This is a genomic window from Type-D symbiont of Plautia stali, assembly GCF_001485335.1.
GTDB classification, from domain to species: Bacteria; Pseudomonadota; Gammaproteobacteria; order Enterobacterales; family Enterobacteriaceae; genus Pantoea; species Pantoea vagans_C.
The window spans coordinates 42812-65784 of sequence record NZ_BBOC01000020.1 but is presented as its reverse complement, the minus strand read 5'-3'; the positions used below and the strand labels follow the sequence as shown (position 1 = coordinate 65784).

22 protein-coding genes and 2 pseudogenes are annotated in these 22973 nt (G+C 55.4%); 1 reads left to right on the top strand and 23 read right to left on the bottom strand.

Going from position 1 to position 22973, the window contains the following annotated elements:
- The 11 genes and pseudogenes from pilV to pilL2 all read right to left on the bottom strand — a co-directional run.
- Positions 1–1099 (bottom strand): shufflon system plasmid conjugative transfer pilus tip adhesin PilV (pilV, locus tag PSSD_RS08825; protein WP_439654590.1); only part of this gene is annotated, 1099 nt, incomplete at its 3' end.
- A 5-nt stretch (positions 1100–1104) separates the two neighbouring features.
- Positions 1105–1772, bottom strand: a pseudogene (locus PSSD_RS08820) (prepilin peptidase).
- Positions 1769–2248 carry a lytic transglycosylase domain-containing protein gene (locus tag PSSD_RS08815; RefSeq protein ID WP_082672294.1) on the bottom strand — a complete coding sequence of 160 codons (480 nt, stop codon included), beginning with the start codon at positions 2246–2248 and terminating at the stop codon, positions 1769–1771. Before PSSD_RS08815 ends, PSSD_RS08820 begins: the two are co-directional and overlap by 4 nt.
- 4 nt (positions 2249–2252) lie before the next feature.
- On the bottom strand, positions 2253–2849 hold the full coding sequence (locus tag PSSD_RS08810; protein WP_058970709.1) for a type 4 pilus major pilin: 597 nt from the start codon (positions 2847–2849) through the stop codon (positions 2253–2255).
- A 9-nt stretch (positions 2850–2858) separates the two neighbouring features.
- Positions 2859–3974: a type II secretion system F family protein gene (locus PSSD_RS08805; protein WP_058970706.1), complete on the bottom strand. Its 1116-nt coding sequence runs from the start codon at positions 3972–3974 to the stop codon at positions 2859–2861.
- Complete coding sequence (locus tag PSSD_RS08800; RefSeq protein WP_058970703.1) at positions 3961–5538, bottom strand: GspE/PulE family protein; 1578 nt, start codon at positions 5536–5538, stop codon at positions 3961–3963. Before PSSD_RS08800 ends, PSSD_RS08805 begins: the two co-directional genes overlap by 14 nt.
- A gap of 7 nt (positions 5539–5545) precedes the next feature.
- The gene (pilP, locus tag PSSD_RS08795) at positions 5546–6043 is read right to left on the bottom strand and encodes a type IV pilus biogenesis protein PilP (protein ID WP_058970700.1); all 498 of its coding nucleotides are present in this window, start codon (positions 6041–6043) and stop codon (positions 5546–5548) included.
- The gene (pilO2, locus tag PSSD_RS08790) at positions 6030–7310 is read right to left on the bottom strand and encodes a type 4b pilus protein PilO2 (RefSeq protein WP_439654589.1); all 1281 of its coding nucleotides are present in this window, start codon (positions 7308–7310) and stop codon (positions 6030–6032) included. The genes pilP and pilO2 overlap by 14 nt, the downstream gene beginning before the upstream one ends.
- Positions 7311–7312: 2 nt before the next feature.
- Positions 7313–8985, bottom strand: a pseudogene (pilN, locus tag PSSD_RS08785) (PilN family type IVB pilus formation outer membrane protein).
- A 19-nt stretch (positions 8986–9004) separates the two neighbouring features.
- Positions 9005–9448, bottom strand: coding sequence for a type IV pilus biogenesis protein PilM (gene pilM / locus PSSD_RS08780; RefSeq protein ID WP_058970697.1), 444 nt, complete (start codon positions 9446–9448; stop codon positions 9005–9007).
- Position 9449: 1 nt separating this feature from the next.
- Entirely contained in the window at positions 9450–10703 is a 1254-nt protein-coding gene (gene pilL2 / locus PSSD_RS08775) for a PFGI-1 class ICE element type IV pilus protein PilL2 (protein WP_058970694.1), read from the bottom strand.
- A gap of 165 nt (positions 10704–10868) precedes the next feature.
- On the opposite strand from pilL2, the gene PSSD_RS28085 reads away from it, so the two are divergent.
- Positions 10869–11216: an FxLYD domain-containing protein gene (locus PSSD_RS28085; RefSeq protein ID WP_034948916.1), complete on the top strand. Its 348-nt coding sequence runs from the start codon at positions 10869–10871 to the stop codon at positions 11214–11216.
- 142 nt (positions 11217–11358) lie between these two features.
- Here the strand turns inward: PSSD_RS28085 and PSSD_RS08765 are convergent, their stop codons facing one another.
- From PSSD_RS08765 to dnaB-PI, 12 genes are all read right to left on the bottom strand, one after another.
- On the bottom strand, positions 11359–11790 hold the full coding sequence (locus PSSD_RS08765) for a DUF29 domain-containing protein (protein ID WP_034948913.1): 432 nt from the start codon (positions 11788–11790) through the stop codon (positions 11359–11361).
- A 100-nt stretch (positions 11791–11890) separates the two neighbouring features.
- Positions 11891–12439 carry a single-stranded DNA-binding protein gene (locus PSSD_RS08760; protein WP_058970691.1) on the bottom strand — a complete coding sequence of 183 codons (549 nt, stop codon included), beginning with the start codon at positions 12437–12439 and terminating at the stop codon, positions 11891–11893.
- A gap of 75 nt (positions 12440–12514) precedes the next feature.
- Positions 12515–13006: an STY4534 family ICE replication protein gene (locus PSSD_RS08755; RefSeq protein WP_058970687.1), complete on the bottom strand. Its 492-nt coding sequence runs from the start codon at positions 13004–13006 to the stop codon at positions 12515–12517.
- A gap of 635 nt (positions 13007–13641) precedes the next feature.
- On the bottom strand, positions 13642–15654 hold the full coding sequence (locus tag PSSD_RS08750) for a DNA topoisomerase III (protein WP_058970684.1): 2013 nt from the start codon (positions 15652–15654) through the stop codon (positions 13642–13644).
- A 16-nt stretch (positions 15655–15670) separates the two neighbouring features.
- On the bottom strand, positions 15671–16393 hold the full coding sequence (locus tag PSSD_RS08745; RefSeq protein ID WP_058970681.1) for a PFL_4669 family integrating conjugative element protein: 723 nt from the start codon (positions 16391–16393) through the stop codon (positions 15671–15673).
- Between the two features lie 265 nt (positions 16394–16658).
- Complete coding sequence (locus PSSD_RS08740; protein ID WP_058970678.1) at positions 16659–17837, bottom strand: STY4528 family pathogenicity island replication protein; 1179 nt, start codon at positions 17835–17837, stop codon at positions 16659–16661.
- Positions 17838–17915: 78 nt separating this feature from the next.
- The gene (locus PSSD_RS08735; RefSeq protein WP_038643500.1) at positions 17916–18146 is read right to left on the bottom strand and encodes a ParE family toxin-like protein; all 231 of its coding nucleotides are present in this window, start codon (positions 18144–18146) and stop codon (positions 17916–17918) included.
- Positions 18146–18745, bottom strand: a complete 600-nt coding sequence (locus PSSD_RS08730) for a DUF2857 domain-containing protein (protein WP_038643502.1) — start codon at positions 18743–18745, stop codon at positions 18146–18148. The genes PSSD_RS08735 and PSSD_RS08730 overlap by 1 nt, the downstream gene beginning before the upstream one ends.
- A gap of 84 nt (positions 18746–18829) precedes the next feature.
- Positions 18830–19573: a DUF2786 domain-containing protein gene (locus PSSD_RS08725; RefSeq protein ID WP_058970675.1), complete on the bottom strand. Its 744-nt coding sequence runs from the start codon at positions 19571–19573 to the stop codon at positions 18830–18832.
- Entirely contained in the window at positions 19566–19820 is a 255-nt protein-coding gene (locus PSSD_RS08720; protein ID WP_058970672.1) for a TraR/DksA C4-type zinc finger protein, read from the bottom strand. Before PSSD_RS08720 ends, PSSD_RS08725 begins: the two co-directional genes overlap by 8 nt.
- On the bottom strand, positions 19813–21534 hold the full coding sequence (locus PSSD_RS08715; RefSeq protein WP_058970668.1) for a ParB family protein: 1722 nt from the start codon (positions 21532–21534) through the stop codon (positions 19813–19815). The genes PSSD_RS08720 and PSSD_RS08715 overlap by 8 nt, the downstream gene beginning before the upstream one ends.
- Entirely contained in the window at positions 21531–22895 is a 1365-nt protein-coding gene (dnaB-PI, locus tag PSSD_RS08710) for an SPI-7-type island replicative DNA helicase (protein ID WP_058970665.1), read from the bottom strand. Before dnaB-PI ends, PSSD_RS08715 begins: the two co-directional genes overlap by 4 nt.
- Positions 22896–22973 lie beyond the last annotated feature (78 nt).

The following is a 22973-nucleotide window of genomic DNA, read 5'->3' as shown; positions in this document are numbered from 1 at the left end:
AAAGTATGGCGCCAGCACCGTCGCGGCTTACCAGCCCGTTTGGCGAGCAACCTGCGCCAGCGGTGTTTATACCATCAAGCTGTAAAACCTCCCCCGTTGACAGTCGCCCGTCAGCCCGAACGCTTCCTCCACGAACCTGCCCGCCGGTGTAGATATTTTTGTTATTGATGGCACGCACCCAGTCGTTATCAGACATATAAAAACCGCCGCCATACGTCTCATTCAGCCAGCCCTTGCTCCCACGCGTTATAAACCAGCCATTATTTGAACGGATATCATTATTCGCCGTCATGCCATTACCCGCGGTCACATTCGAGCCTGCTGCAAAATTCTGCCCGGTCACAGTTCCACTGGCGGTGATATTACCGCCCGCGCTGACGTTACTGGTGAAGGCACCGTTTGCTGCGTTGACGGTGGCCGTGTTATTCAGGTTGTTTCCGCCCATGTCAATGTTGGTATGCATGGTATTCAGGTCGGGCTTGCCGGTTACGGAAAAACGATACAGGCGATCACTTTCACCCCGCGCAACGCCCAGTTCATCGGTTGTGAGGAGTACGGCAATATGCCCCTGCGTGGTAGTGACACCAAATTGTGACAACGGTATGCTCCAGCTGCTCATCGCACCGGTGGCGATGCCTGACGTCCAGATATACCCACCCATGCCTGACGTGATATCCATGGATATCTGACGCAGCGCCAGAAAAGGAAGCGCGGAGCCGTTCTGCGTGTACACCAAAGCCTGCAACTGATCGGTATTCGTCGCATTGCGGACCAGTGCAGCGCGATACCCCTGGCCATCTATCGTATTTTCACTGAACCCTTGCTCAAGAAAACCGGTATTTTTTAACATGACCGGGGTCACGATGACCGGGGCCGTTGTTGTGGCACTCGAGAGCAATGTGTCGTAATAACGCCCCGTGTAACTCTTCACGGCCTGGGTAAAGCGTGATACCTGTGCGGACGTGTTCATCCAGGTACGCTTTTGCATCCATTCGCTGATCAGTGAATAACCCCATACGCTGACCAGCAGAAGGATAATTAGTGCAGCACCGGTGCTGAGGATGGCCCATCCCCGATCCATTGAGTTGTTTGATTTCACGGGCTTCACCATGTAATGAGTGGTTGATAAAGTCGGGTTAAAGTTACAAGGATCGCGCCTGCGCACAGCCAGGGCCCCATCGGTCCCCCTTCACTGACGCGGCGAACCAGCAACTGCCAGAGCACAAAAAAATGACGCCGGCAAGCAAAGCAGAAAGCCCTTCAGGTCCGCCCAGCCAGGCAGACACGGCGCCCGCCAGCCAGACATCCCCCAGGCCCAGACATTCACGTCCATGCATTTTGAACGAGGCATATCGCCATACGGCAAATACCGCCAGCGCGGTCACAGCTGAGAAGAAGTGTTCCCAGAAAGCGGGAACGGTAAGAGCAGAGACCAGTCCGGCGATCAGACAGCTCACCGTCATTTCACGGGGAAGAAAGCCGGTAATGGCATCACTCAGCGTCATTTTGAAGAGAAAAAGGCTGAACAATACCGCCAGTAGTCGTTGCAGGGCGGGCGCCGGAGACATAATCATAAAGGCTGCTGCGGCGGCGAAAAGCCAGGTGATACCTGGCGGTGCGGGTATGAAAAAGACCTTTATCCACTCTCGCTCATCATCTGAAGTCATCAGATAAAGACGGACAAGGCTCGCCATTGAACTGAAGATGCAGATGCACAGTGGAAAAATAATGATAAGCGTGGGCCATGGCATGCTCAGGGTCAGCAGGGTCACAGTTTAACTCCCCGTTCTTTCAGCAAAAGCTGGCGGTAAATGGCATAAATCCGGTTGGCGTAGGACTCACGTGTTTCATGACGATCTTTTCTGAAGCCAGCGTTATAGGAACCTAAGCAGTTCCAGCTGATGCCACAGACCTGAAAATGCTTCGCCAGTATCCAGGTGCCGATTTGCACGTTCAGACAAGGGCGCGTCAGGAGTTCTTGAGGGCTGTGGATAACGCCCTGAGCCATCAACAAAGGAATGTGTGTTGAGTTGACCTGCATAAGTCCGTAGTCGGTGCTCAGCGCCCGACCCGAAGTTTTATCGCGGTTGATATTGGTAATTCCCGGACGGAGGCTGCTTTCGCCCGTTGCTATGGCTTTTAGCAACAGTGGGTCAATGTGATATTTCGCGCCCGCCGCATCAAAGCAGAAGGCCCCCGCACGGGGGCACAGCATGATCAGAAGCAGAAACGTGAAAATGCGCAGCATGTCATCAGCCATTGTGCGTGAAGACGAGGGTATTGTTACCGGTCATACCGCTGTCAGCAGAGCAGGATTTTCCCGCCTCTTCTGCACTCACAACACCATCGCTGTAGTCCGTACTGTTGATTGTGATAGCGCTGAACGCGCCACCGGAGCCCAGTTGGGTAGCGAGAGAGATGCAGTCTGCCTGCGGTACTTTCTGAGTCGTCACGGAAAATCCATTGTTAAATCCGTTAGTCGCTACCGGCGCCATCACGACCTGCCCGCCGTAACTATTCCACATGGTGGCGGAGCCTGAGCTCGCCGTTCCCTGAATGGTCCAGCCGGCTTTCGGTGCGCCCCCCTGCTGAATAAGCGTACCGGTCATCGTGGTGCCACTGGTGAAGTTATATCCTCCCTGGGTCTGCTTGAGCTGCTGAGCATTGGTCACGATGGTCTGGAGATTTGACACCTCCACGCCAACGGACTTTTTCCCCCACAGGCTCCATACCCATGCACCAACGATACAGATAACAATGACGGTACCCAGCGCAATGGCACCGTGTTCCAGAATGCCCCAGCCCCGGTCGGGTTGGCGCGGATGCTGAGGGATAGCCTTTGATGACATAATTTTTCCTTAATGATTGCTGAACGTGTTCATGTCCTGAATCTGCATCACCATCAGCAGGATGAGTAAGAAGAAACTCATAATCAGAACGAGAGAAAAGAGTTTGGTGACGTTCGCGCGCCGTGCAACGCGCGCCAGGGCCTGCTCTAGCCAGCGGTCGGCATACCGGGTAATCAGCGACGCAGCGCTGCTGCCCTTATCCAGCAGCGAGAGGTAGTTCACCGCCTCACAGCTGGGGAAGTCATAACCGCTGTTGCGCATTGCACGGCCCAGAGAATCCCCTTCGCTCATGCACTCCATCGCCCCCTCAATCCGCTCCTGTAGCCAGGGCGGTGCAAATCCGTTCAGGATCTGCAGAGACTTGAGTTCCTGCACGCCGGCACCGAGCAGCGCCCCAATATTCATCAGAAAAACGGCGCCCTGCAGGTCTTTGTAAACCGACCAGGGCATGAGGTAATCAGCGAAACGACGCAGTCGCCCCCGCCACCGTGGCAGAGACCAGAAGGCAAGAACCACCAGACCGGCGGCTACACCCGCCGCGGTCAGCCCCCACTGGCCTGTCCAGAGTGCGACGCCGTTCATCAGGCCGAGTGCCCCGGTCCAGCTCGCAGGATCGGACATTTTGCTCATAGTTGGCACCAGCGCCAGATTGTTGGCCAGCAGCAGTCCTGTTCCCAGCAAGACCAGCACGACAGGGAACACCGAGGCGAAAAGAACCTGACCGAGGATGCGTCGGCGGGCGACAATGAGCTTGTCGGCCTGCATCAGGGCGCCTGGAATATTGCCGGTTTCCATCCCGGCGCTGATAAGCGCGGCCTCTTCATAAGGTGCCCAGACGGCGAGGACATCCTGCAGTGCGCGCCCGGGGCGGTTATCGTTCACCCCCTCAAGGCAGTCCTGGACCAGCTCATGGTAGGGATGCCAGCGCTGGCCAAAGTCGGTATGCACTTCACCGATCATGATCAGCGCCTCTTTCAGTTGTTTACGGTTCTCCAGCAGAAAGCGCAGGGTCTCGTAAAAGGGCTGGCGATACTGACCGGTAAAGGTCGCCCTGACCAGGCGATAGCGCAGTTTTTCTGCGACCGACATGTCCCTGTCAGGCGTGAAGCGATTAACGGATGCCATCAGGGACCTCGCAATGCATTACCTCATCTTCATCCAGTGGACAGATAAGATCCCCTTCGAGCGGATCGACCCGACCCTCAGACAGATATCGCATCAGGTGCATACGCCGGGTGATCCCCCCGTTGTTCACCCAGTACTGGCGGGCCACCGCTGGCCCGTGTGACAGCCAGAGCTGCATCTGGCGCGCATCCGTCCTGACCACCTCGGCCACGGCCGTACGCCCCGTCACCCCACGACTGATAATGCGCCCCGTCAACGGCACCGTTTTCTGACAGTGCGGGCAACCTTCGTGATTTCGGAAGAAAAGTTTGCTGGTATCACACAGGCCCTCAACGGTGCAGTACCGTTCGAGTCGGGTCAGCGTATCTGTATCCAGCTCAGGGGCTTTGACATGCCAGGGGACACGGCAGTGTTCACACAGCAGCGGCACCAGACGCTGGCCTATTAGGCCGGTGATGAGTGCCGCATCCGCTAAAAGATGACGATCCACACCAAAGTGCTCCATGCGGCGCAGTGAGCCGATAGCACTCTGGGTGTGCAGGGTTGAGAAGAGCGCGTGCCCGGTTTCACTGGCATAAATGGCCGCAATCAGTGAATGAAGATCACGCATCTCACCATTCAGGATGGCATCAGGATCGAGGCGCAGTGCGGAGGCGTTGGCGTTATTCCAGGCACGGCTGACAGCCTCCGGGGAGTTATCGGCGGGCATAACCGGCGTCTGAATAGCGCCCGGAATACGACCTTCGGGTGGATTTTCCAGCGTCAGCAGGCGCTTTTTACCGCCGGTCAGTTTCAGCCAGATATCGCTGAAGACGCGCAGCGTGGCGCTTTTTCCTGACCCTGTTGGTCCGGTCAGCAGCACCATCCCTTCCGGTAGCTTCAGGATCTGCATGATAAGCTTTATCTGCTCCGGCAAAAAACCCAGCTGCGGCAGCGTCGGTATTCTGTCGCCGTCGTCCGGGATAAGACGCATGACCACAATCAGCCCGTCAGGTGTGGGGCGATGCTCGTAGCGTGCGCCATAGAGACCGGCCCGGCGCGCAAACTTTGCATCGACGCGCCCTGACTGCTCACGGCCGGCAAAGAAGGACTGCTCACGGACGTCGCACATAGACAGGTAGGAAGTCGATGCCAGCGTCATGCCCTCCACATCTTTCACCTCATCAACCACTTCGAGCTCACCATGGATCCGCAGTTGTACGATCGTCAGTTTACGGTCTGAACTGATCTCAAAATGGATGTCAGAAGCATTGAACTCATGGCCCAGCTTCATATAGCTGATGACCTTGTCCTGTGAGACGCTGACGTCCCGTTTATCCATGTCCGCTTCGCTGATCCCCTGACTGAGCCCCATTCCCTGACGGTCAGCCACTTCCCGACGACGGTTCAGTTCGCTCAGGGTCACAAACTCGGTTGTCGCGGCCGGATAATGGCGTGTGACGTCCATTACCCAGCGCTGAATCGCCGCTTCTTTTCGTCGGTTACCATCAATCAGCAGCGTCACGCCACCGGCGGGCAGCCGTTCAGCGTATACAAAATCCATAATCTCTTTATCAGGTGTCATCATGGCCTCAGAAGGAGAGTTCAGAATCGTCGTTGAGGCGCACAAGCGTGGACGTGACCTCAGTGACACGCTTTGTGGTGCCCGGGATTTGATCCCCTTTCACCACCTCTGTCACCCCCCCATCGGGGAGCACAATACGGGCACGTAACTGATTACCACGTCCGTAAATCTCCTGAAGCCGCACACTGCCGGCGCGCTTCTCCGCGCCAGTTGACACGGTCTGCTGTGAGAGGGCAGGCTGCGCCATCAGTGGCATGGCAGGCTGAGCGGCAGTGGCCAGATAATTCCGGTCGGTGCTCTGCCCGGACTGGCTTTCACGCAGCTGCTGCTCGAGGCGGGCTGTCTGAACTTTCTGCTCAAGGATGAGGTTTCGCGCCTGTGCAGCTTCAAGCTCACCAAGCGTGACGTTGGGTGGCAGTGGGTCGGCGGCCAGTACCGGCAGTGTCGTTCCGCAGAGCAGAACGGCCAGCAGCAAGTCCCTGCCGGCGGGATTAATTCTGCGCATAAACGCTCCCCTTCATCGTGTAGTCGAACTGCCCCTGCGGGCTCATGGTGATGGACAGGCTGGTCAGGCGTAGCCCTGTGGCATCAAAATCCTGAAGCAGCCTCTCAGGCTGCAGGCGAGAGCTGACTGAGAACGAGAATTCCCGCCAGTCCTGCGGAGGTGTGTTTTTTTCCTGACCCGGCGTGACAGCCGGCGGCTTCACCTCGGTAAACTTCACGTCGAGATTCCGTCGCTGCAGATGGGAAATAAATCGCATGAGCTGAGCGTCAGCACCGGGGAGCGCTTCGTCCGTGAGTCCGGCGGGTGAGGTGCGTTTGAAGGGAATAAAAACGTCGCCGCTTTTGCCGCCCTCCTGCAGGTTAAAGACGGCTGAATGCCCCAGCAGCTCCCGTGCGCGGCGGGAAAAGTCCTCCACGGTTGCGCCGGGGGTGGCAATAAACCGCAAACGCAGCCCTTCCGGCACGCATTCGCCATCCGTAAATCGCCAGCCGGCCACGGAGGCAAAAACAGGTTCACGGGTGAGCCAGCAGTTGCTGAGCAGCACAGAAACGGGAAGCTGCGAGGCCCACGGGTGCGGTGCGCGTGCGGGCACGGCCGGTTTTTCAGGCTTAAGGGCCAGGCGGGCGCGAAACGCCGCCATCGCAGCCGCCTGTTCGGCTTTCTCAGAGGCGGTGTCGTACCAGTACATACCCGAGGCCAATGCAAGGGGCACGAGGACCACCGGCAGGATAACCGCTATCGCAGTGACGCGCTTACGCAGCCGGCAGCGCTTAAGCTGGGTGCGACTGAGTCTGTCAGTCAGCGTACTGGCGTGGCGATCGTCGTCCACCGTCGCGGCACACCTTAATCCCGGCGCATCGGCGTCGTTGAACCGCAGGAAATTTTTTGCAGCCAGTTCAATGGTGGCTCGCGAGCCGGTCACGTCGCCCATCACCGAAAGCTGCCCGCCGATGGCGGCAAAGAACACCCACATATCCTCTTCGTGACTCAGACGGTAGATCCCCCAGGCTTTCCCGCCCTCGGTGAGCAGAAACGCCACGGCAAGGGAATGAATATGACGGCGCGCGCGGCCCGGAGAAACCAGCCCCTGCATCGATGCATTCCCGCGCCCGGCAGCAACAAAGTGCGTATCGGGAGAGGACTGGCTGCGAAACCGGGTGGCCAAGGCGTTTCGCTGCGGCTCCCAGTGCATTCCGGCCATCCAGTCGCGACGCTGATGCATAATCCGGACGCCGGTACGAAGACTTAATTTTTTCATTGCTGGCATGTTTACCTCAGCAGAACAGGAGTGATCATGATGACAAGCGTGGTACGGCCGCGGGAGCCGGTCTGACCGCCGCCCAGAATGAAGTTACCTGGCGTAAAGGTGCCCTGTTTGTCTGCGGAGACGTTCTGTTGTTCCGAACCGGTCAGCACCAGCGTCTGCCCGGAACGGAGGTTCACCTTGCGTGCCAGGCCTTCGGTAGAGGTTGTAGGCAGGTCATTACGGGTATTGCCGTCGGCGCTGATAAACTTCTCAATCTGCGGCGGGCTGGTATAGCTGAAGGCAAACTGCAGCTGCACGTCACCGTTTTCCTGAATAAACGGCAGCATGGTCATGAACAGCCCGGTGGTAATGGTCGTCGTAGTCATTGATGAGGTGACGCCAACGTTTGCCGTGGCCGTCGAGCTGGAACTGGACAGGATGCCTTTCTGGCTGGAAAGCTGGTAGGCCACCGGAGTCAGGTTGGCGGTCGGATCAGTCTGATTCAGCGCCATGCTGACGTTACCCTGCTCAGACAACGCTTTGATAAGCAGGCTGGAGCCGGAGAATTTCGCAGCGTTACCAGAGGCGGTATCGAGAATTGAAATGCCCGCGCTGGCAGCAGATGTGGATGCATTGGCCATGGAGCCGGTCAGACTGGCGCCAAAGTTATTGAGGGATTTATAAATCAGCCCCCAGTCCAGTCCCAGCTGCTCATTACGCGTCTGGCTGACGCTGACTATCTGAATATTTAGCTGAACCTGACGACTCAGGACTTTGTTCTGGTATTCGATGTAGCGTCCGATACGGTCAAGTACATCCGGCGTGTCCGTCACGCTGAGCGTACCCGTGGCGGCAGACAGCCAGAATCTGCCTGATTTTGGTGTCAGCATTTGATCGATTGTTTTACGGATATCATCATACAGGTCACTGTTCATACCGTAATCGGTCTTCTGGTTCGAGCTGATGTCACCGGTCGTGCCACCGGTAGTTCCCCCTCCGCTGCCCAGCTGATTACCGGAGCCAGAGTTGATTGAGGCGCTGCTGTTGACTTTGGTATTGAGAATGACGAGCTGGAATGTGCGGGTATCCTGCTGGTAGAAATACACGCCGCTGCGGTCACTACGCCAGGACAGACCGTATCCGCTGGCTTCAACATCCAGCAGATCCCGTACATCGCCCTGGAATTTGATCCCACGGACAAGGGCGGTGCTTTGCTGAACAGGTGCAGCCTGCCCTGATGCTGAGCCGATCTGTGATAGTGGTACGCGACCATTATCATCAGGCGCAGGGAGCTGACCATTCATCTGCGAGGTGGTCACGCTACCGGTTGAAACGTTACTGAGTGCCGCAAAGGCATCCGGCGTGATGGAAACCCTGATGCCGCAAAGCGCGGTAATGCGTTGTCCAAGCTCAGGCAGTGATATACCGTCTGGACGGTTTATCGTTATCTGGCAGGCAGGCAGATTTTTTCGTCCGGCGTGGATACGACTGGCGCAACCGGCTGCAGGTTAACCCAGGGTTTGTCGGACCAGACGACGGTAGGTTGGGTCATTGACTGTCGGCTCTGCAACACCCGCTGAGCAGTGTCAGCCTGTCCTGAAGCTTCTTTGTCCATTTTGCTGATTTCTGTCAGCGAACAGGATGACAGCACGAACGCGGTGGCCAGCGCTGTCAGGCAGAAAGGTATACGCGGCATCCGCAGCTCCCTGAGGTGGTTAATTGAGGTAAACAATGCTGCCCTCCGTTATTCCGGAGGGCAGGGAAAGATTCATATCGGTACCGTCAGCCATGCGCAGGCGACCGCCGCTTACGGTCAGCGCCAGCGCTGAGGTCACTGACTGGCTTCGCAGGGCGGCAAAAACGCCGTCAGTAGCAGGGACCCATACCCAGAGTCGGTTGTTCAGAATGACGGATTGAATTCGGCTGTCAGGCGCAGGCATCATGCCTGTCTGAGCGGGGGTAATAGAACCATCGGCAACCGTGCGACCATGGCGCCAGTTATTGACAACATCGGCCGTACGTAGCATGTCTGCGGCCAACTGATCCGGCAGCGTTTGCTGGACAGCCGCACGGACGTGTTCTGACGAATGACGCTGCGCATCACCCGCCATCAGCGCAATGACCAGACAAAACACCAGAACCGGCAGCGCGAATCCCATCTCAGTGCCCCCCGCCCGCAGGGGTGTCGCTGACGGAAATCAGGCATTGAATGCGGTTTGCCTCAGCAAACAGCGGTTTTTCGGCCTTGCGATAGAGGTCAAATACCTGAACCATCACCGACTCAAAGTTGCCGTGGAAAATCAGAGGGGCATCAATGCGGTAATCAAGCGATACCGGCCAGATAACGACCCAGTTACCGCCGTTACTGCACGGCGCCTTCGAAGCCCAGCCGGTGAGTGTCTCTTTCAGGGTTGAACCCGGTTCTGCCCGCCATGTCTGACCCACCGGGGCGACGGTAACAGGTGTGCCCGGAATGGGAGAGGCTGCCGTCTGGCTGCTCACAGGCTGCGCGGGAGGGAGCGTTGTGACAGGACGCACAGAGGACGCTTTCGGTGTGGCATTCACTGTAGTCTGTGTGACTACCGGCGGACGAACTGCCACAGCCTGAGAACCGTGCTGCTTAGCCACTTTAGCAACCGGTGCCTTAGCTAAAAGCGGCGGATTGTTCGCGGATTTCTGCGCTTTCTGGGGTCCGCTGGTTGTCAGCATGGGTGACGGCACGGCCAGATTCTGTGGAGTCAACGCTGTTTTTGGGACGGCAGCCGGCAGGGTTTCCCCTGTGAAAGGGTTACGGGGTAAAGCATTTTCAGGAACGGCTGGGCCCGCTGACTGAACGGGTTTCGGCTGAACCGGGTTAATTGCCGACAGACCTTTTGCCGGGGGGGGCGTTGCAGCCGCTGCGTCAAACTGGCGGTACTGATCGCGCAGCACAAAACAAATTTCACGGTTGACTTCATCCACCTTCAGCCGCCAGGCGGGGCCGGCAAGAATTTGCAGCGCCTCGCTCAGCTTAACCGGTCCAATATCGCGCTGAACAGCGGGAAGCGGACGGCTGAGAAGTTCCGAAAATGAAGAAGTCGTGGCTGAGCACAGTGAATAACCTGATTCCAGCAGGAGATAGCGAAATCCTTCTCCTACTGTGTTAACCAGCTGGGCAGGCATCGTGATATCAATAATCTGATTGAGCGGATCGCGCTGTGCATCATCCGGGCGCGTACTGACGAGCGTGTAGCGATCGTAGCGCACCACTTCAGGGGCACGATTGCGGTAAATGTCATCGAAACGTGCAGGCTGCTGATAACGCCCATTAGTTAATGGCGCAGGGTCAGAAGCCGGGTTGCTGCAGCTGGCTAACATGACAGAGCAGGCGAGCAGGCCGGCTCCCGTTGCCGCGCGTCTTGAAGGTACTGCCATCAGGATTCACCCCAGGGATAGTCTTAGTCAGGAGTGCTATTCTGGCGGTGATGAAAAAGCGGGCAATGTGAAACTCTGAGTTCAGATTGAAGAATAAAGTACTGACGGCCGATAGAAGAAAAGTGACAGTTCGTCACGTTAAGGTTTACTCATCAAGAGGGTGTTATGAAAAGAAAATTATCAGCCATCTGTTTCGCCGCAGCTTTCATTACCAGCTCAGCAGCTTTGGCCGCGACCAGCAACAAAGTTGCGGTAAGTGACCTGCACTTCCAGAAAACGCAAAACGGTCTTCAGAACATTCAAGGGCTGGGACAAAATACCAGTGGTAAAACGCTCGGCAATATTATCGTTAAATTTAATTTGCTCAAAAATGACGTCGTCATCGGGCAGGCTGTAGATATGGCCAGTAATATCGAACCTGGTCAGAAGTTTACTATTAACGCTATTTACAACAGTATCCAGCTGCAGCCCGATTCGTTCAAACTGACCGAAGTGCTGGCAACAGAAAAATAACTCCCCTTCGGGGCAACCCGTCCACGCCATAAAAGCAAGTTTCATGTCATGGACGGGTTTCCGATAACTGACTAAATACCAGGAAATTCAGGATAAAAAAAAGCGCCATGATGGCGCTTAGTCTTAACACAGGCTGACAAAATCAATCCGGGTAGTATTCCTGAGACAAGATCTGTCCCATTTCCCAGATGCAATCTTCAGGAAAAACATCAAGCTGTGTCTCCTGAGCTGCAGAAGAGACTGCATCTGCCCATACTGCAGCAATCCAGTCACTATCGGTAAGAGCCGTTTTTAAGCTCGGAGTGCCTTTTATATGTAATGCCAGTGCTTTTCTTTGCTCTTTGATGGTTCGCTGCCAGCTTGACCCACGACGGCCTGGCTGAAACTTCCATTTGAGAAGATGCGCTAGCAGAACGGCCATACGACTGGCCAGCTCCCGCTTTTCGCTTTTACCCACGTCTTCGATCTCCTCGGCGATATTAGCAATATCAATCTCAGAGAACCGACCGGCACGGAGTAAAGCTGCCTGCTCCTGAGCCCAGGCAACAACGTCAGCTTCGTAGCGTGTGTTCATGGTAGATCTCCAGTGACATTCCTGATTAATGAACATCATTATAGAAGAAAAAAGCGCCAGACTGAACTGGCGCATAAGAGGGTATATTTATCTGAATCCATTATGAAATTGCGTAAATGGCTTTTTTACAGATGCCATAACCGTGTCCGAGGAACGGTATGTCATCATCAAAATCCATCGGTGGCTCATTCTGTGGATTTCTTGGCGCTGACGGAGTCTGCTGTGGCTGCTGAGGTTGACCCCAGCCACCCTGCTGACCTGATTGCGCATTGTTTCCACTGGTACTGGAGCTGTTATTGCGACCCCCGCCCAGCATCTGCATCGTTCCGTTAACACCCACAACGACTTCAGTTGTCCAGCGATCGGTACCGCTGTTATCAGTCCATTTGCGGGTGCGTAACTGGCCTTCAATGTACACCTGTGAACCCTTTCGCAGGTATTCACCGGCAACCTCAGCCAGCTTGCCAAACAGCACGACACGATGCCATTCGGTATTTTCACGGTTTTCACCGGTCTGTTTATCACGCCAGGTTTCTGAAGTCGCCAGGTTTAAACCGGTTACTGCATTGCCATTTGGCATGTAACGTACTTCAGGATCTTGGCCGAGATGACCAACCAGTATGACTTTGTTGACGCCGCGTGCGGACATAATGATTTCCTCTTATGAATTGGGTTGAGAGGAGCACATCCACCGGGATGTGTTCCGGTGGTGTGTCCGTGACGCTTAGAATGAGTTCGGATCGTACTCTTTCGGAGCAGATGAACCGGATTCCGGCGTCTGGGAAGCATTGGGTGCCTGGTAAACCACGTCCTGGCCTTTCTTGATGAACTCCACCTTTATCAGGCGGGCCTTCAAAGAAGGGCGACTTTCACCAGCGTGATCACCCGACTGGAGGGTAAACACATCGGCTTTCAGTCCGCTCAGTACAAATCCGAGCAGCACCTTTTCTTCTTCATCAACGGCTTTCTGGCAGCGATTGATCAGTTTGGTTGCTTCCGGGCCCGCGATGGTGACATCAAATCGGGTATAGGAAGCATTGTCAGTCGGACCGGTTAGAGCGTTAATAACAGCGCAGGTGAACTCACCGTTAGGGCCCTGAACGCGACGTATCGAGTTCAGATAACCGATGCCGCTGACATTAAGGTTGAAAAACTCTTTTTTCTGATTTCCAGAAGCAGAGCCATTTGAAGCAGGGGTTTGATTAGTTGCAGTCATGATGTTTTCTCCGGAGTAAAACTGAACAGGTAGCGGAGAAACATTTGTCCCGTACGGGAAATGTTTCCCGCAGGGAGGTCAGCATAATTTGCCGACTGGCTGAATTGGTGAAGTGGACCTTTACCTGACTAACAGGTCCCTGTTTGCAAAGGTTAAACAGGTTTAGAACCGCCCGAAAGCGCCATCTCTCAGGTTGTGATGGCTTTGGCATGTGATTACCCGAAGGCGTCCCTCTCAAATCACTGGAACATTGGCAGTTGTCGGGAAGACAACGATAAGCCCCACAATCATTCATTCAGTCGCAACGGTTGTCAACGTTGAACCGCGCAAAAAATCATCACTGCATGAAAATAAAAAAGCGGCGCCATGTGGCACCGCCTTCTGAGGTCTGCACCTTCGACCTGTTGTTAAGCTGTATTTTACAGTAGCTCCGCTGGCGTGTTCAGTTCCCGGCACGGTTTTCACGGAGTTTTCGTGCCTTACCGGCTCCCGTTCAGGTGTGGACGAGGCCAGTCAGACTGTATTCCGTCAGCACATGCATTAGATGATGACAGAACCCGCAGTCACGGGGTGCGGCTTCAGAGCCGGTGTCACAATAGCAAAGCCCCTGATGGCCCGCAATCGGAGACAACGGATTAATTCTTCTTTGATTCAGGAGACTTAGCCTTACGTGAACGTTTATTTTTACTGCCGCTGACATTAATGACGCCCTTACATACCGGATAGCGCTGACAGCTCCAGAATTCCCCTTTTTCTCCCTTTCGCAGTCGGGTTTTACTTCCGCACAGTGGGCAGGGAGGGGAGGGAGGCACGCGAATATTCACCCGCTGCTGCGCGCCCTGACTGACCAGATTGCGCGTCCAGCCAGCCTGCCGTTGCAGAAAGTCGTCAAGTGACATGCGACCTGCAGCGACCTCATCCAGCGCCTGCTCCCAGAGCGCGGTCATGCCGGGTTCAGTCAGTTGTAGGGGAAGAGCATCAATGACGTCACTACCCAGTTCTGTGGCCATCAGCTTACTGCCTTTACGCACAATAAATCGGCGGTTCAGCAACTGTTCAATTATACCTGCACGGGTGGCCTCAGTGCCCAGACCCGCATTGTCTTTCAGTACCTTACGCAGCGCGATATCGGTAACGAAAGCGGAGGCGTTCATCATCGCACCAATCAGGGTGGCAAAGGTGTAGTGCGCCGGCGGCCGGGTCATCAGCTGCGCTACCTCAGCACCTGTCACGGCGCAGGAGGCATTCTGAGAGAGCGGTGGCAGCGCCAGCGCTGCATCGTCATCCGCCTGCGCATCTTCATCTCCGGCTTTGTCAAAGAGAGCCTTCCAGCCCTTTACTGCCTCGGTGCGCCCCGTGGTTCGGAACAGCTGCCCGCCGATGTCGAACTGGAGCCGGGTGATATCGGATTCATACAGGGGCAGGAACTGGGCGAGGTAATTACGACGGATAAGAAGATAAACCTTACGCTCAGACTCCGTCAGGGCCGAGAGCTGAAAGGCGGTTCGAGTGGGAATAATGCCATGGTGTGCCGTAATTTTCCTGTCATTCCATATGCGAGACACAAATGTCAGGTCAAGACGAGTCAGTAATGGCACACAATCCGGATCAGTTCGGCCGATGGCATCGAGTACGCCGGAGACCTCCTCCTGCATGGATTCAGGCAGATAACCGCAGTCGGTCCGGGGATAGCTTGTCGCCTTATGCTTTTCATACAGGCTCTGAGCGGTATCCAGCACCTGCTGGGGAGACATATCCCAGAGTCTGCCGCAGGCCTGTTGAAGGGAACCAAGCGAAAACGCCAGAGGGGCCGCAACTTTTTCACGCTTCGTCTCACACTCGGTGACGACAGCACGTCCTGTCTGCCGGCAGAGTTGCGCCACCTGCTGCGCGATATTCTGGTGGATACAGCGCTTTTCATCGTCAGTATAGATTTTCGCCGCCACCCACTGCGCTGGGAAGGTAAGGCCGCCAGCCGAAAGAAGCGCTTTGACCTGCCAGTAGGGTTTTGGCACAAAAGACGCGACTTCGCGGTCCCGGCGGACAACCAGCGCCAGCGTGGGGGTCTGCACTCGCCCGACGGAGATCACGCCGTCAAAGCCAGCTTCGGCGGCTCGCAGGGTGTAAAGCCGCGAGAGATTCATCCCTATCAGCCAGTCAGCACGGGCACGTCCCAGGCCGGCATGATACATGCCGAGCGTGGCCTGGCCGGGGCGGAGGTCCTGAAGTGCTGCACGGATGCTGGGTTCATCCAGAGCAGAGAGCCAGAGACGCTGCACCGGGCCTTCCCAGCTACAATAGTCCAGCAGCTCTCGCGCAATAACTTCACCCTCACGGTCAGCATCGGTGGCAATGACCACCTCATCAACCTGGCGAAGCAACCGCTCAATGACCTTGAACTGATCCTGCGTGTCCTTTTTTACAACGACCTGCCAGGGAGCTGGCAGGATCGGCAGCGCTGAAAGTGACCAGGGTTTACCGTACTGCTGACCGTAGGCTTCAGGAGAAGCCGTTTCAAGGAGATGACCCACCGCCCATGTCACGGTCACGCCGCTGCCCGACAGAAATCCTTCACCGCGACGAGTTGCACCCAGCACGCCAGCAAGATCTCGCCCCTGAGAGGGCTTTTCACAAATATAAAGCCGCATGACTGCCTCCGGCGTCTCAGATAGCCTGATAACGCAGGCGAAGGAGGTTCACGCTTGCTTCATTGACCGGTGGAGAGAAAGCAGAACGCTTATGTCCCAGCAGGATAGCTTGGTCAGGCTCTCCCGCAATTTCACAGGCTTTTTTCCAGATGTCATTATTCTCCGCTGCATCGATTCGGGTAGCTTCCACTCGGCGATATGAAAGCACGGTTCCATAAATCTGACGCAGCAATCTTCCCCCTTCACTGAGATACGAATCGCGCGCGTTGCGGGTGATCAAACCATAATGAGATGCCTGAAGTACCTTTTTGGCAAACTGATCAAAGCCAACAAGAAGAAATACACATCGGTAACCAAGAGGAGTACGAGTAAAGACTTGAATGTCTAGAGGTTCAACTGATGCCACTTCTGTAAGAGTTACTCCTTTGGGTAATAAGGCGACCTCTTGCTCAAGCTTCTGAATCAATTCAGACATTCTTTCTGTTGCTGCTTTTAACTTTTCTTCAAGCCTGTACATAGCTTCATCTGCCCAGGGATTGTTTTTGAGCGAGTCTTGGTTGATAAGCGTTGCACGATGAAAAAACTGCGGCATTCCGATAATGCCATGCTTTACAGGAACATTACCCTCCTGTTTTCCCGGCCTGCGCCCCTGCCATAAACCTATTGCATAATTTGTGTGGAGCGCAATTGTCATCTCTGACTGAAGCGAACCCGTCTTAGTTACTTTTTGATCTGCCATCGTTGTCGTCACCTGTGTTCAGTTAAGATGAGCAGGCATAGTCGTGAAACCTGTGCACTTACAACAATGTGAAACTCTTAATCATCAGCATGAAATTATTCTTCTGTTCATTTTTTAATCTTGTTGCGCCCCGCAACAAGTTCATTATTTGAACGGTTTAATGTTGCTGGTTTTTTGTACGTCAGGTTCACTGCATTAACAGCACCTCTATACGATTATTAACCTCGCTGCGCCCAGCAAAAATGCTCGCTTTTCAATCGCTGTTTCAGGTGATTATTTTGTTTCGTATGGCACTGATCATTGCCCTGACATCCTCCGGTGACGGGCGACTGGTTGGCATCACTGGCAGATTCGCTGGCGGGACTTTTCGCGTCTCCGTCATACGCAAAGGCTCACCAGCGGCATCGCGCTTCGACGTCTCGTCGGACAGTTTCAGTTCACCGTTTCGCGCCCGGCGCAGCATGGAAAACAGCCAGCCAGCAGGGTTGGCCAGTTTGCCCCGGTTAAGTTGTTCCTGCAGCATGCCAGCAAGGGCCTTTGCGACGACCTCAGGCAGCGAGGCCATCTGCGAGGTCAGCATGTGACGGTCTTCGCTGTTCAGCCCGTTCAGAAAATCGTCAGGCAGATAGTGATTTTCACAGGGTACGTACGTTTTTTTATTCACACTCTGTGTGAAAGAACGTACGTTACAGTCCGGATTTCGGACTCCGGTGTAACTTGTTGATTTATCACTGGGTCCTGAATCAGGACCCGGTATTTTATCTGTTGGAGGTGTACTGAGTCCGTTTTTCGGACTCAGCTGTTCAGTGTGCCGCTGATGGACCATCTGAGCAGGCGTCTCCGGTGCGCCCAGTCGACTCTCAATCAGCGCAAGGCGGCTGTGGCGATGCCGCATCCCCGTGTCCTGGAGGATGTCATTTACTAAGGCCAACGCCGTCATCCGGACGGCTTTGTTCCGGCTGAGGCAGCTGTCTTCGACCAGCTTCAGCCAGCCCGGGTCAAAGGTTTCTGCATCACGGTAACCCAGCGGCTCATCATGCTGTGCATAAATGTTCCCCCTTACCCGGCCGCGGTCATCGCGTACGCGTTTGCACAGGCTGAGCCAGCCGGTGAGGCGCAGCATCAGCAGAACGCGACTGACCGTGTCCCTGGATGCCTTATCTGAATGGGCTGATGCGAGCTGAGCCTGTAGTTCATCATAGGTAGGAAAAATGGCGCCCTCATTCTGCTGCGCATAAAGCCGGATCATCACCCAGGCGGTTTTATCCAGCGGTGAAAGGCGCGTGTCCAGGAACAGCCTGCGCGGAAAAGCGTCGTGCACATTGCCCATAAACAGCAGACCGCTGCGCTCCTGGCTGACATCGCCGGTATCTGACCGCCGCTCAAGATTTTTCTGCATTCTGGACAGCGTGTGCGCCACAATGCTATCGGCCGGAATGGTCATTTAATCATCTCCTCTTCTGCCTGAGACAGCACAGTGCCGGGCTAGGCCCGGCACTGTGTGGTCATCAGCGGTCGTCCTTTACCGGCGAATTTCACGGTTGTAGGTCTCATGATCCATCAGCCACCACTGCCGTCCACCATCTTTACTCAGGATGCGCCAGAACGGACCCACATCTATCTTGAGATAACCGTTCATGGTCAGCCGGCGAAACACCTTGTGTCCGCAGCATGCTGCCCGGAACAGCGTCTGTGCGCGGCGCCTCACAGCCGGCGACACCTGCTGACGGGGAGAGAAATCACCCAGCTGCATCACGCCTCCTTACGTACGGTAGATTCAGACCGGCGTGCTGCAGCACCTGCCTCGCGGCACCACTGACTGACCCGGCTCCACACGGCAGTCAGTGACAGACCGTGTTGTTCAGAAGCCAGCATCATTGCCTCCAGCGCCTGATGAGAGTCGGGAGAGGACAGTCCGGCCGCTTTCCACTCGGTCCAGAGCGCCGCATCCTGCGGTTCCGTCAGGGACTGTGTACGTCCCTGCCGCGACTCAATTCCCATCAGTCGGCGACGGGCGCTTACCTCAGCTGGAGAAAGGCCAAAGTACTTGTCAATCAGCTCCATGGACCCGCCAAGCTCGAGTGCACGATCAATCATCAGCATGCGCTTAAGTTCGTTGCGGGCCTGGTTCAGCATCAGCCAGAAATTTTCATGATTCAGGCTGATATCCAGAACGGAGACGTGCGACTGGCTGAGATAATGCAACTCATCAAGACTCAACTGACTGAGTGCCCTTATCTCCTCAACTGACATCCCCAGCGACTCACATCGGCGGATGTTACCGCTCTTAACGTCCATAAGAAGTGAAGAGAGAATGGCCGTGGTGGCCTGAGAAAGATTATGCTGGCTCACAGGCCACCTCCTGAAATTGTCTGGTCAGCGACGAGCAGAACATCAAAAAACCAGCCTGACAGGCAGGCAATCCATAAAAGAAAGTCAGTCATGTACATTCTCCTGCGCTGTAATCTGTCGCGGAGCCTGAGCGCCGCCTATTCCCTGATGTAATTCCGTTTCACGGCCGGTCAGAAAACCCTTTTCCCGGGCCAGTCTGTCACCGCGGCACCTTCCGGCATTACGCACGTTGAGTTCCCGCAGCGTTTCACCGGAATGACGCTGGCCAAGCCAGCGTTTGAGGACGACATTTTCACCGTCTGTCGGGGCGAACGACTGCAGCACCTGCCAGACGCCGGCGACCCAGCCCTCCCTGAACTGGTCGGCCCGGCGCCTCAGCGTGCCGATGAGGATGCGTCGCTTGCGATACCCTGCCATGTGCGCGTCTGTAGCAACCTTAAGCTGCCGCTGCAGAACGGTGAAGATGTAGTTCGCCACCTCGGGACGCTCATTAAAACCGTAAAAGTGAAGTGCCCTGCGCACGCTGTTCACACCCTGAAGGCTGGTATGGATATACCAGCCAAACCAGCAACGACTGCCCGTGGCCATGCAGACGACGGTCGCCAGCGAGCTCAGCCAAGCCGGGACTTTGTCGGCATTACTGCTAAGCCCCTGACACACGGACTCGCTGACCTCACTGAGTGAAAGCATGTCTGCTGTCAGGCCGTGGCGCTGCATCAGCCGCTGAGCCAGCCTGACTGCCCGTGCGGCTTCGTGGGGGTTACTATTGCGGGTTCCCAGCGCCATCAGGCGCCGTATGCGTTCGAGAACTTTTGCCTGCTCAGACATACCCGTTCCCTCTGCCGCCAGCCGAACGATGACGCATCTGCTTTTCCTTCACGTCCTGACAGCCGGCACAGAACTCCACACCCGGAACGGCACGTTGCCGTTCAGGGGGAATATCGGCACCGCAGCATTCGCAGATTTCTTTTGAGGGCCGCAGACACTGCACCTTTGCACGGATTGCATCAATACCGCGCTGAGTAAAAAGGGCAGTGCTGGCCTGCGCCATTTCATCATTGAGATCGTCAGACATTGTCCCCTCCCTGAGCAGCCAGGCGTTGCAGTTCACGCAGGCGACGGATAACCCGGATAAGGCGCATTGTTTTCACTACCGTAATATCATCAAAAACGGCCGTATCCGAAGGAACCTGCGATCCGAAGAAATTCAGGCAAAACATAAACATATTGAACTGAGAATTGGGAACTGAACCGGAAAGACCCGCCAGAAACAGCGTAAATTCGCGGGTGCTGTCGGATACGGCAAAACCGGCAGACAAAGGATTTTTATCTTCCCGCACACAGTCCGCGCAGCCCATGGCCTCAGCAATCTCAAACACAAGGCGATATGCCATATCCTGCAGATGTTCCGTATCATCCTGCAGCGCGGAGATGTGCCAGATATCGCTGACCGGTTCCAGCCCGGTTTCCGCGAAAGCAACAGAACTGATTACCTCAGCAGAGTAGGCCTCTTCAGGATCTGTGAACGCCGAGACAAGCGAGCCGGCACTGAACTCAGGCGAGGATAAGGACGCATTCTCATCCGTGATAATTTCACTTTCGCCGCTGATGACAGGACGCCCGCCAAACAAATCGTTCTGCACCTCGCGACGCGGTTCACTGCCGGCAGTGACTGACGCTGCGTCAGGCAGTGACGTGTTCAAAGTCAGGTCCGGCGCTGGTTCAGGGCGGCCGTTAGACGTTAACGTACCGCTCCGGAGACCCGTGGGCTGGAGGGCTGATGAAGTATCCGACGGCAGAATGGTCACACCCGGCTCAGCGCGCTCACGACCAGCAGACCGCCCGGGCGGCGGCGTGAGCGAGGGTAGCGGTGGCGGCTCACCAAACTGCTCACGGCGTTTTTGTTCGCGCGGGTCCAGTTCAATCAGCCAGCGATCGTAATTGAGGCTCGGATGAGGTAATGCCTTAACAAGCTGGCCGATAAATTCATCCCTGAACACATCCAGTGCATAGCAGTCAGGTTCGTCAAAGCCCTTGCATGTCGATCCAAATACTTCGTCCAGAGTTGTATCGGGCCGGACGTCACCGCTGAAAATTTTCCAGACCTTCATCGCCGACGAACGAAGACTGAGCAGAGGCGTTGCCTGTCCCCGGCTCATACCCGATTCCAGCAGTCTGGGCATATGTGGGTACAGATAGTTGAGGGTGTCCTCCATCCGGCTAACGCTAGAGTAATCAATCGGATAGCCCTCCTGCCCGAGAAGGTCTGAAAGCTCCCTCAACGTGACGCTGCGGCCCAGTTGCTCCTCATAAATGACGCGCGCTTTATGCACCCCGAACGCTTTCTCTATATACGTCAGGTCGCCCCTCACCTCATTCTCGGCCAGATGGCCTACGAGGCATTTGAGCCTGCCCGGCCACGGCTTGAAAATGGTGTGAACACGGTGAAACCGTTCATCACCGGTCTCCTGCCAGAGCTCACAAAGGATCTGATATCGCGTGTTTCCTCCGTCACTGAAGATATAAACATCTTCGCCATCAGGGTCACGCGTGACCTTAGGTATGGAATCCAGACCGCGTGCACGCACCGAAGATTTGATCTCTTCATAGCGTGGGTTACGGCCTTTACGCGGGTTATCGGGGTTGGGGCGCAACTGATCAAGGGTCAGTACCATCGCCATCTCACTGACCGGCAGTGGAGCTGTATCAGTACCGGCATTAACCTTAGCGGGCGATCTGCCCCGCTGTAGCATCGCTGAGCCCAGGTCCAGTTTGCTGACATTGCTCATACTGATCTCCCCGCCTGTTTGTCCATGGCATTAAAGCGGGTATAGCGACCTTCGTACTGCAGGCGTATTGTCCCTGTGGGTCCCTGACGTTGTTTGCTGATGATGATTTCAGCAACACCTTTATCTTCAGTTTTCTCGTGATAAACCTCGTCACGGTAGATAAAAATAATCAGGTCAGCATCCTGTTCAAGTGAGCCAGAATCACGCAGGTCACCGTTGTTAGGCCGCTTATCCGCACGGTTTTCCAGCTGTCGGTTCAGTTGCGAAAGTGCAACGACCGGGCAACCCATCTCTTTGGCCAGCGCTTTCAGGGAACGGGATATTTCGGCGATTTCTTGCGTGCGGTTCTCCTGGTCCGGACAGCGCATCAGCTGCAGATAATCAAGCCCGATAATGGACGGGTGACCGTAGCGGCGGGCATTACGACGTGCGCGGATACGCAGCATCGCCGGCGTGAGCGAGCCTGTATCATCTATGATTAAGCTGTCCTTGAGATCGCCCATAAGCAAACTGGCCGCGGATGAGGCACGAGCCCAGTCCTCATCATCCATTAATCCACTTTTAAGATGGGTAAGATCAACATTGCCCAGTGATGCAACCATGCGCATGAGGATTTGTTCAGTAGGCTGCTCAAGACTGTAAAACTGGCCTATTGAACCCACTTTTTTCTGCAGTGAATTGAGCAAGAGGCTTATCAGAAACGCCGTTTTTCCCATAGACGGGCGGGCCGCAATGAGCACCAGATCACCAGGCTGTAGACCGCTGGTCATCGCGTCAAACTCGTCAAACCCGGTGGGCGTGCCGGTAATGCCATCGGGAACGTTGCACCGGCGCTCCAGCTCCGTCAGCAGCTTTTCCATACCATCAATTAGCGTCACGGCCTGTTCAGGCTCAGCACGTTCTGCCAGGCGAGTTATTTTCTGCTCGGCGGTTTCCATGAGCTTTTCAATATTCGTTCCGGGCATTTTGACTTGTTCGGTAATCTCAGCACCAATGGCCGCCAGCTGCCGCCCACGGCTGTTTCTGGCAACAATTTCACTGTAAGCAACGATGTTTGCTGCACTGGGCGTATTTTTTGCCAGCTCAGCCAGGTAAGCGAATCCCCCCAGTTGCTCAAGAGCGTCTTTACCGCGACGTTCAATGCTTTCAGAAAGCGTAATCAGATCAAGTGGTTTACCGGCTGATACCAGCCGGGACATTTCCTGAAAGATGGCCTTATGCACCTTGATAAAGAAATCATCAGCACTCAGATGGAGAGCAACGTCATCCCAGCGATCGTTATCCAGCATCAGGCCACCGATAACAGACTGCTCGGCATCAGGTGAATAAATACCTGGAATATTTCTGCGGTTGTCAGACATACGCACCTCCCTTGAGAGGGGCCATTGCCGAGGGCCGCTTGATAACACCTATACTCAGCTGCCGTCCGGCATTGATTT

Coding starts and splice junctions, on each gene's coding strand:
- PSSD_RS08815 (WP_082672294.1), bottom strand. CDS start 2,248: ATGCTGCGCATTTTCACGTTTCTGCTTCTGATCATGCTGTGCCCCCGT.
- PSSD_RS08810 (WP_058970709.1), bottom strand. CDS start 2,849: ATGTCATCAAAGGCTATCCCTCAGCATCCGCGCCAACCCGACCGGGGC.
- PSSD_RS08805 (WP_058970706.1), bottom strand. CDS start 3,974: ATGGCATCCGTTAATCGCTTCACGCCTGACAGGGACATGTCGGTCGCA.
- PSSD_RS08800 (WP_058970703.1), bottom strand. CDS start 5,538: ATGACACCTGATAAAGAGATTATGGATTTTGTATACGCTGAACGGCTG.
- pilP (WP_058970700.1), bottom strand. CDS start 6,043: ATGCGCAGAATTAATCCCGCCGGCAGGGACTTGCTGCTGGCCGTTCTG.
- pilO2 (WP_439654589.1), bottom strand. CDS start 7,310: ATGCCAGCAATGAAAAAATTAAGTCTTCGTACCGGCGTCCGGATTATG.
- pilM (WP_058970697.1), bottom strand. CDS start 9,448: ATGGGATTCGCGCTGCCGGTTCTGGTGTTTTGTCTGGTCATTGCGCTG.
- pilL2 (WP_058970694.1), bottom strand. CDS start 10,703: ATGGCAGTACCTTCAAGACGCGCGGCAACGGGAGCCGGCCTGCTCGCC.
- PSSD_RS28085 (WP_034948916.1), top strand. CDS start 10,869: ATGAAAAGAAAATTATCAGCCATCTGTTTCGCCGCAGCTTTCATTACC.
- PSSD_RS08765 (WP_034948913.1), bottom strand. CDS start 11,790: ATGAACACACGCTACGAAGCTGACGTTGTTGCCTGGGCTCAGGAGCAG.
- PSSD_RS08760 (WP_058970691.1), bottom strand. CDS start 12,439: ATGTCCGCACGCGGCGTCAACAAAGTCATACTGGTTGGTCATCTCGGC.
- PSSD_RS08755 (WP_058970687.1), bottom strand. CDS start 13,006: ATGACTGCAACTAATCAAACCCCTGCTTCAAATGGCTCTGCTTCTGGA.
- PSSD_RS08750 (WP_058970684.1), bottom strand. CDS start 15,654: ATGCGGCTTTATATTTGTGAAAAGCCCTCTCAGGGGCGAGATCTTGCT.
- PSSD_RS08745 (WP_058970681.1), bottom strand. CDS start 16,393: ATGGCAGATCAAAAAGTAACTAAGACGGGTTCGCTTCAGTCAGAGATG.
- PSSD_RS08740 (WP_058970678.1), bottom strand. CDS start 17,837: ATGACCATTCCGGCCGATAGCATTGTGGCGCACACGCTGTCCAGAATG.
- PSSD_RS08735 (WP_038643500.1), bottom strand. CDS start 18,146: ATGCAGCTGGGTGATTTCTCTCCCCGTCAGCAGGTGTCGCCGGCTGTG.
- PSSD_RS08725 (WP_058970675.1), bottom strand. CDS start 19,573: ATGTCTGAGCAGGCAAAAGTTCTCGAACGCATACGGCGCCTGATGGCG.
- PSSD_RS08720 (WP_058970672.1), bottom strand. CDS start 19,820: ATGTCTGACGATCTCAATGATGAAATGGCGCAGGCCAGCACTGCCCTT.
- PSSD_RS08715 (WP_058970668.1), bottom strand. CDS start 21,534: ATGAGCAATGTCAGCAAACTGGACCTGGGCTCAGCGATGCTACAGCGG.
- dnaB-PI (WP_058970665.1), bottom strand. CDS start 22,895: ATGTCTGACAACCGCAGAAATATTCCAGGTATTTATTCACCTGATGCC.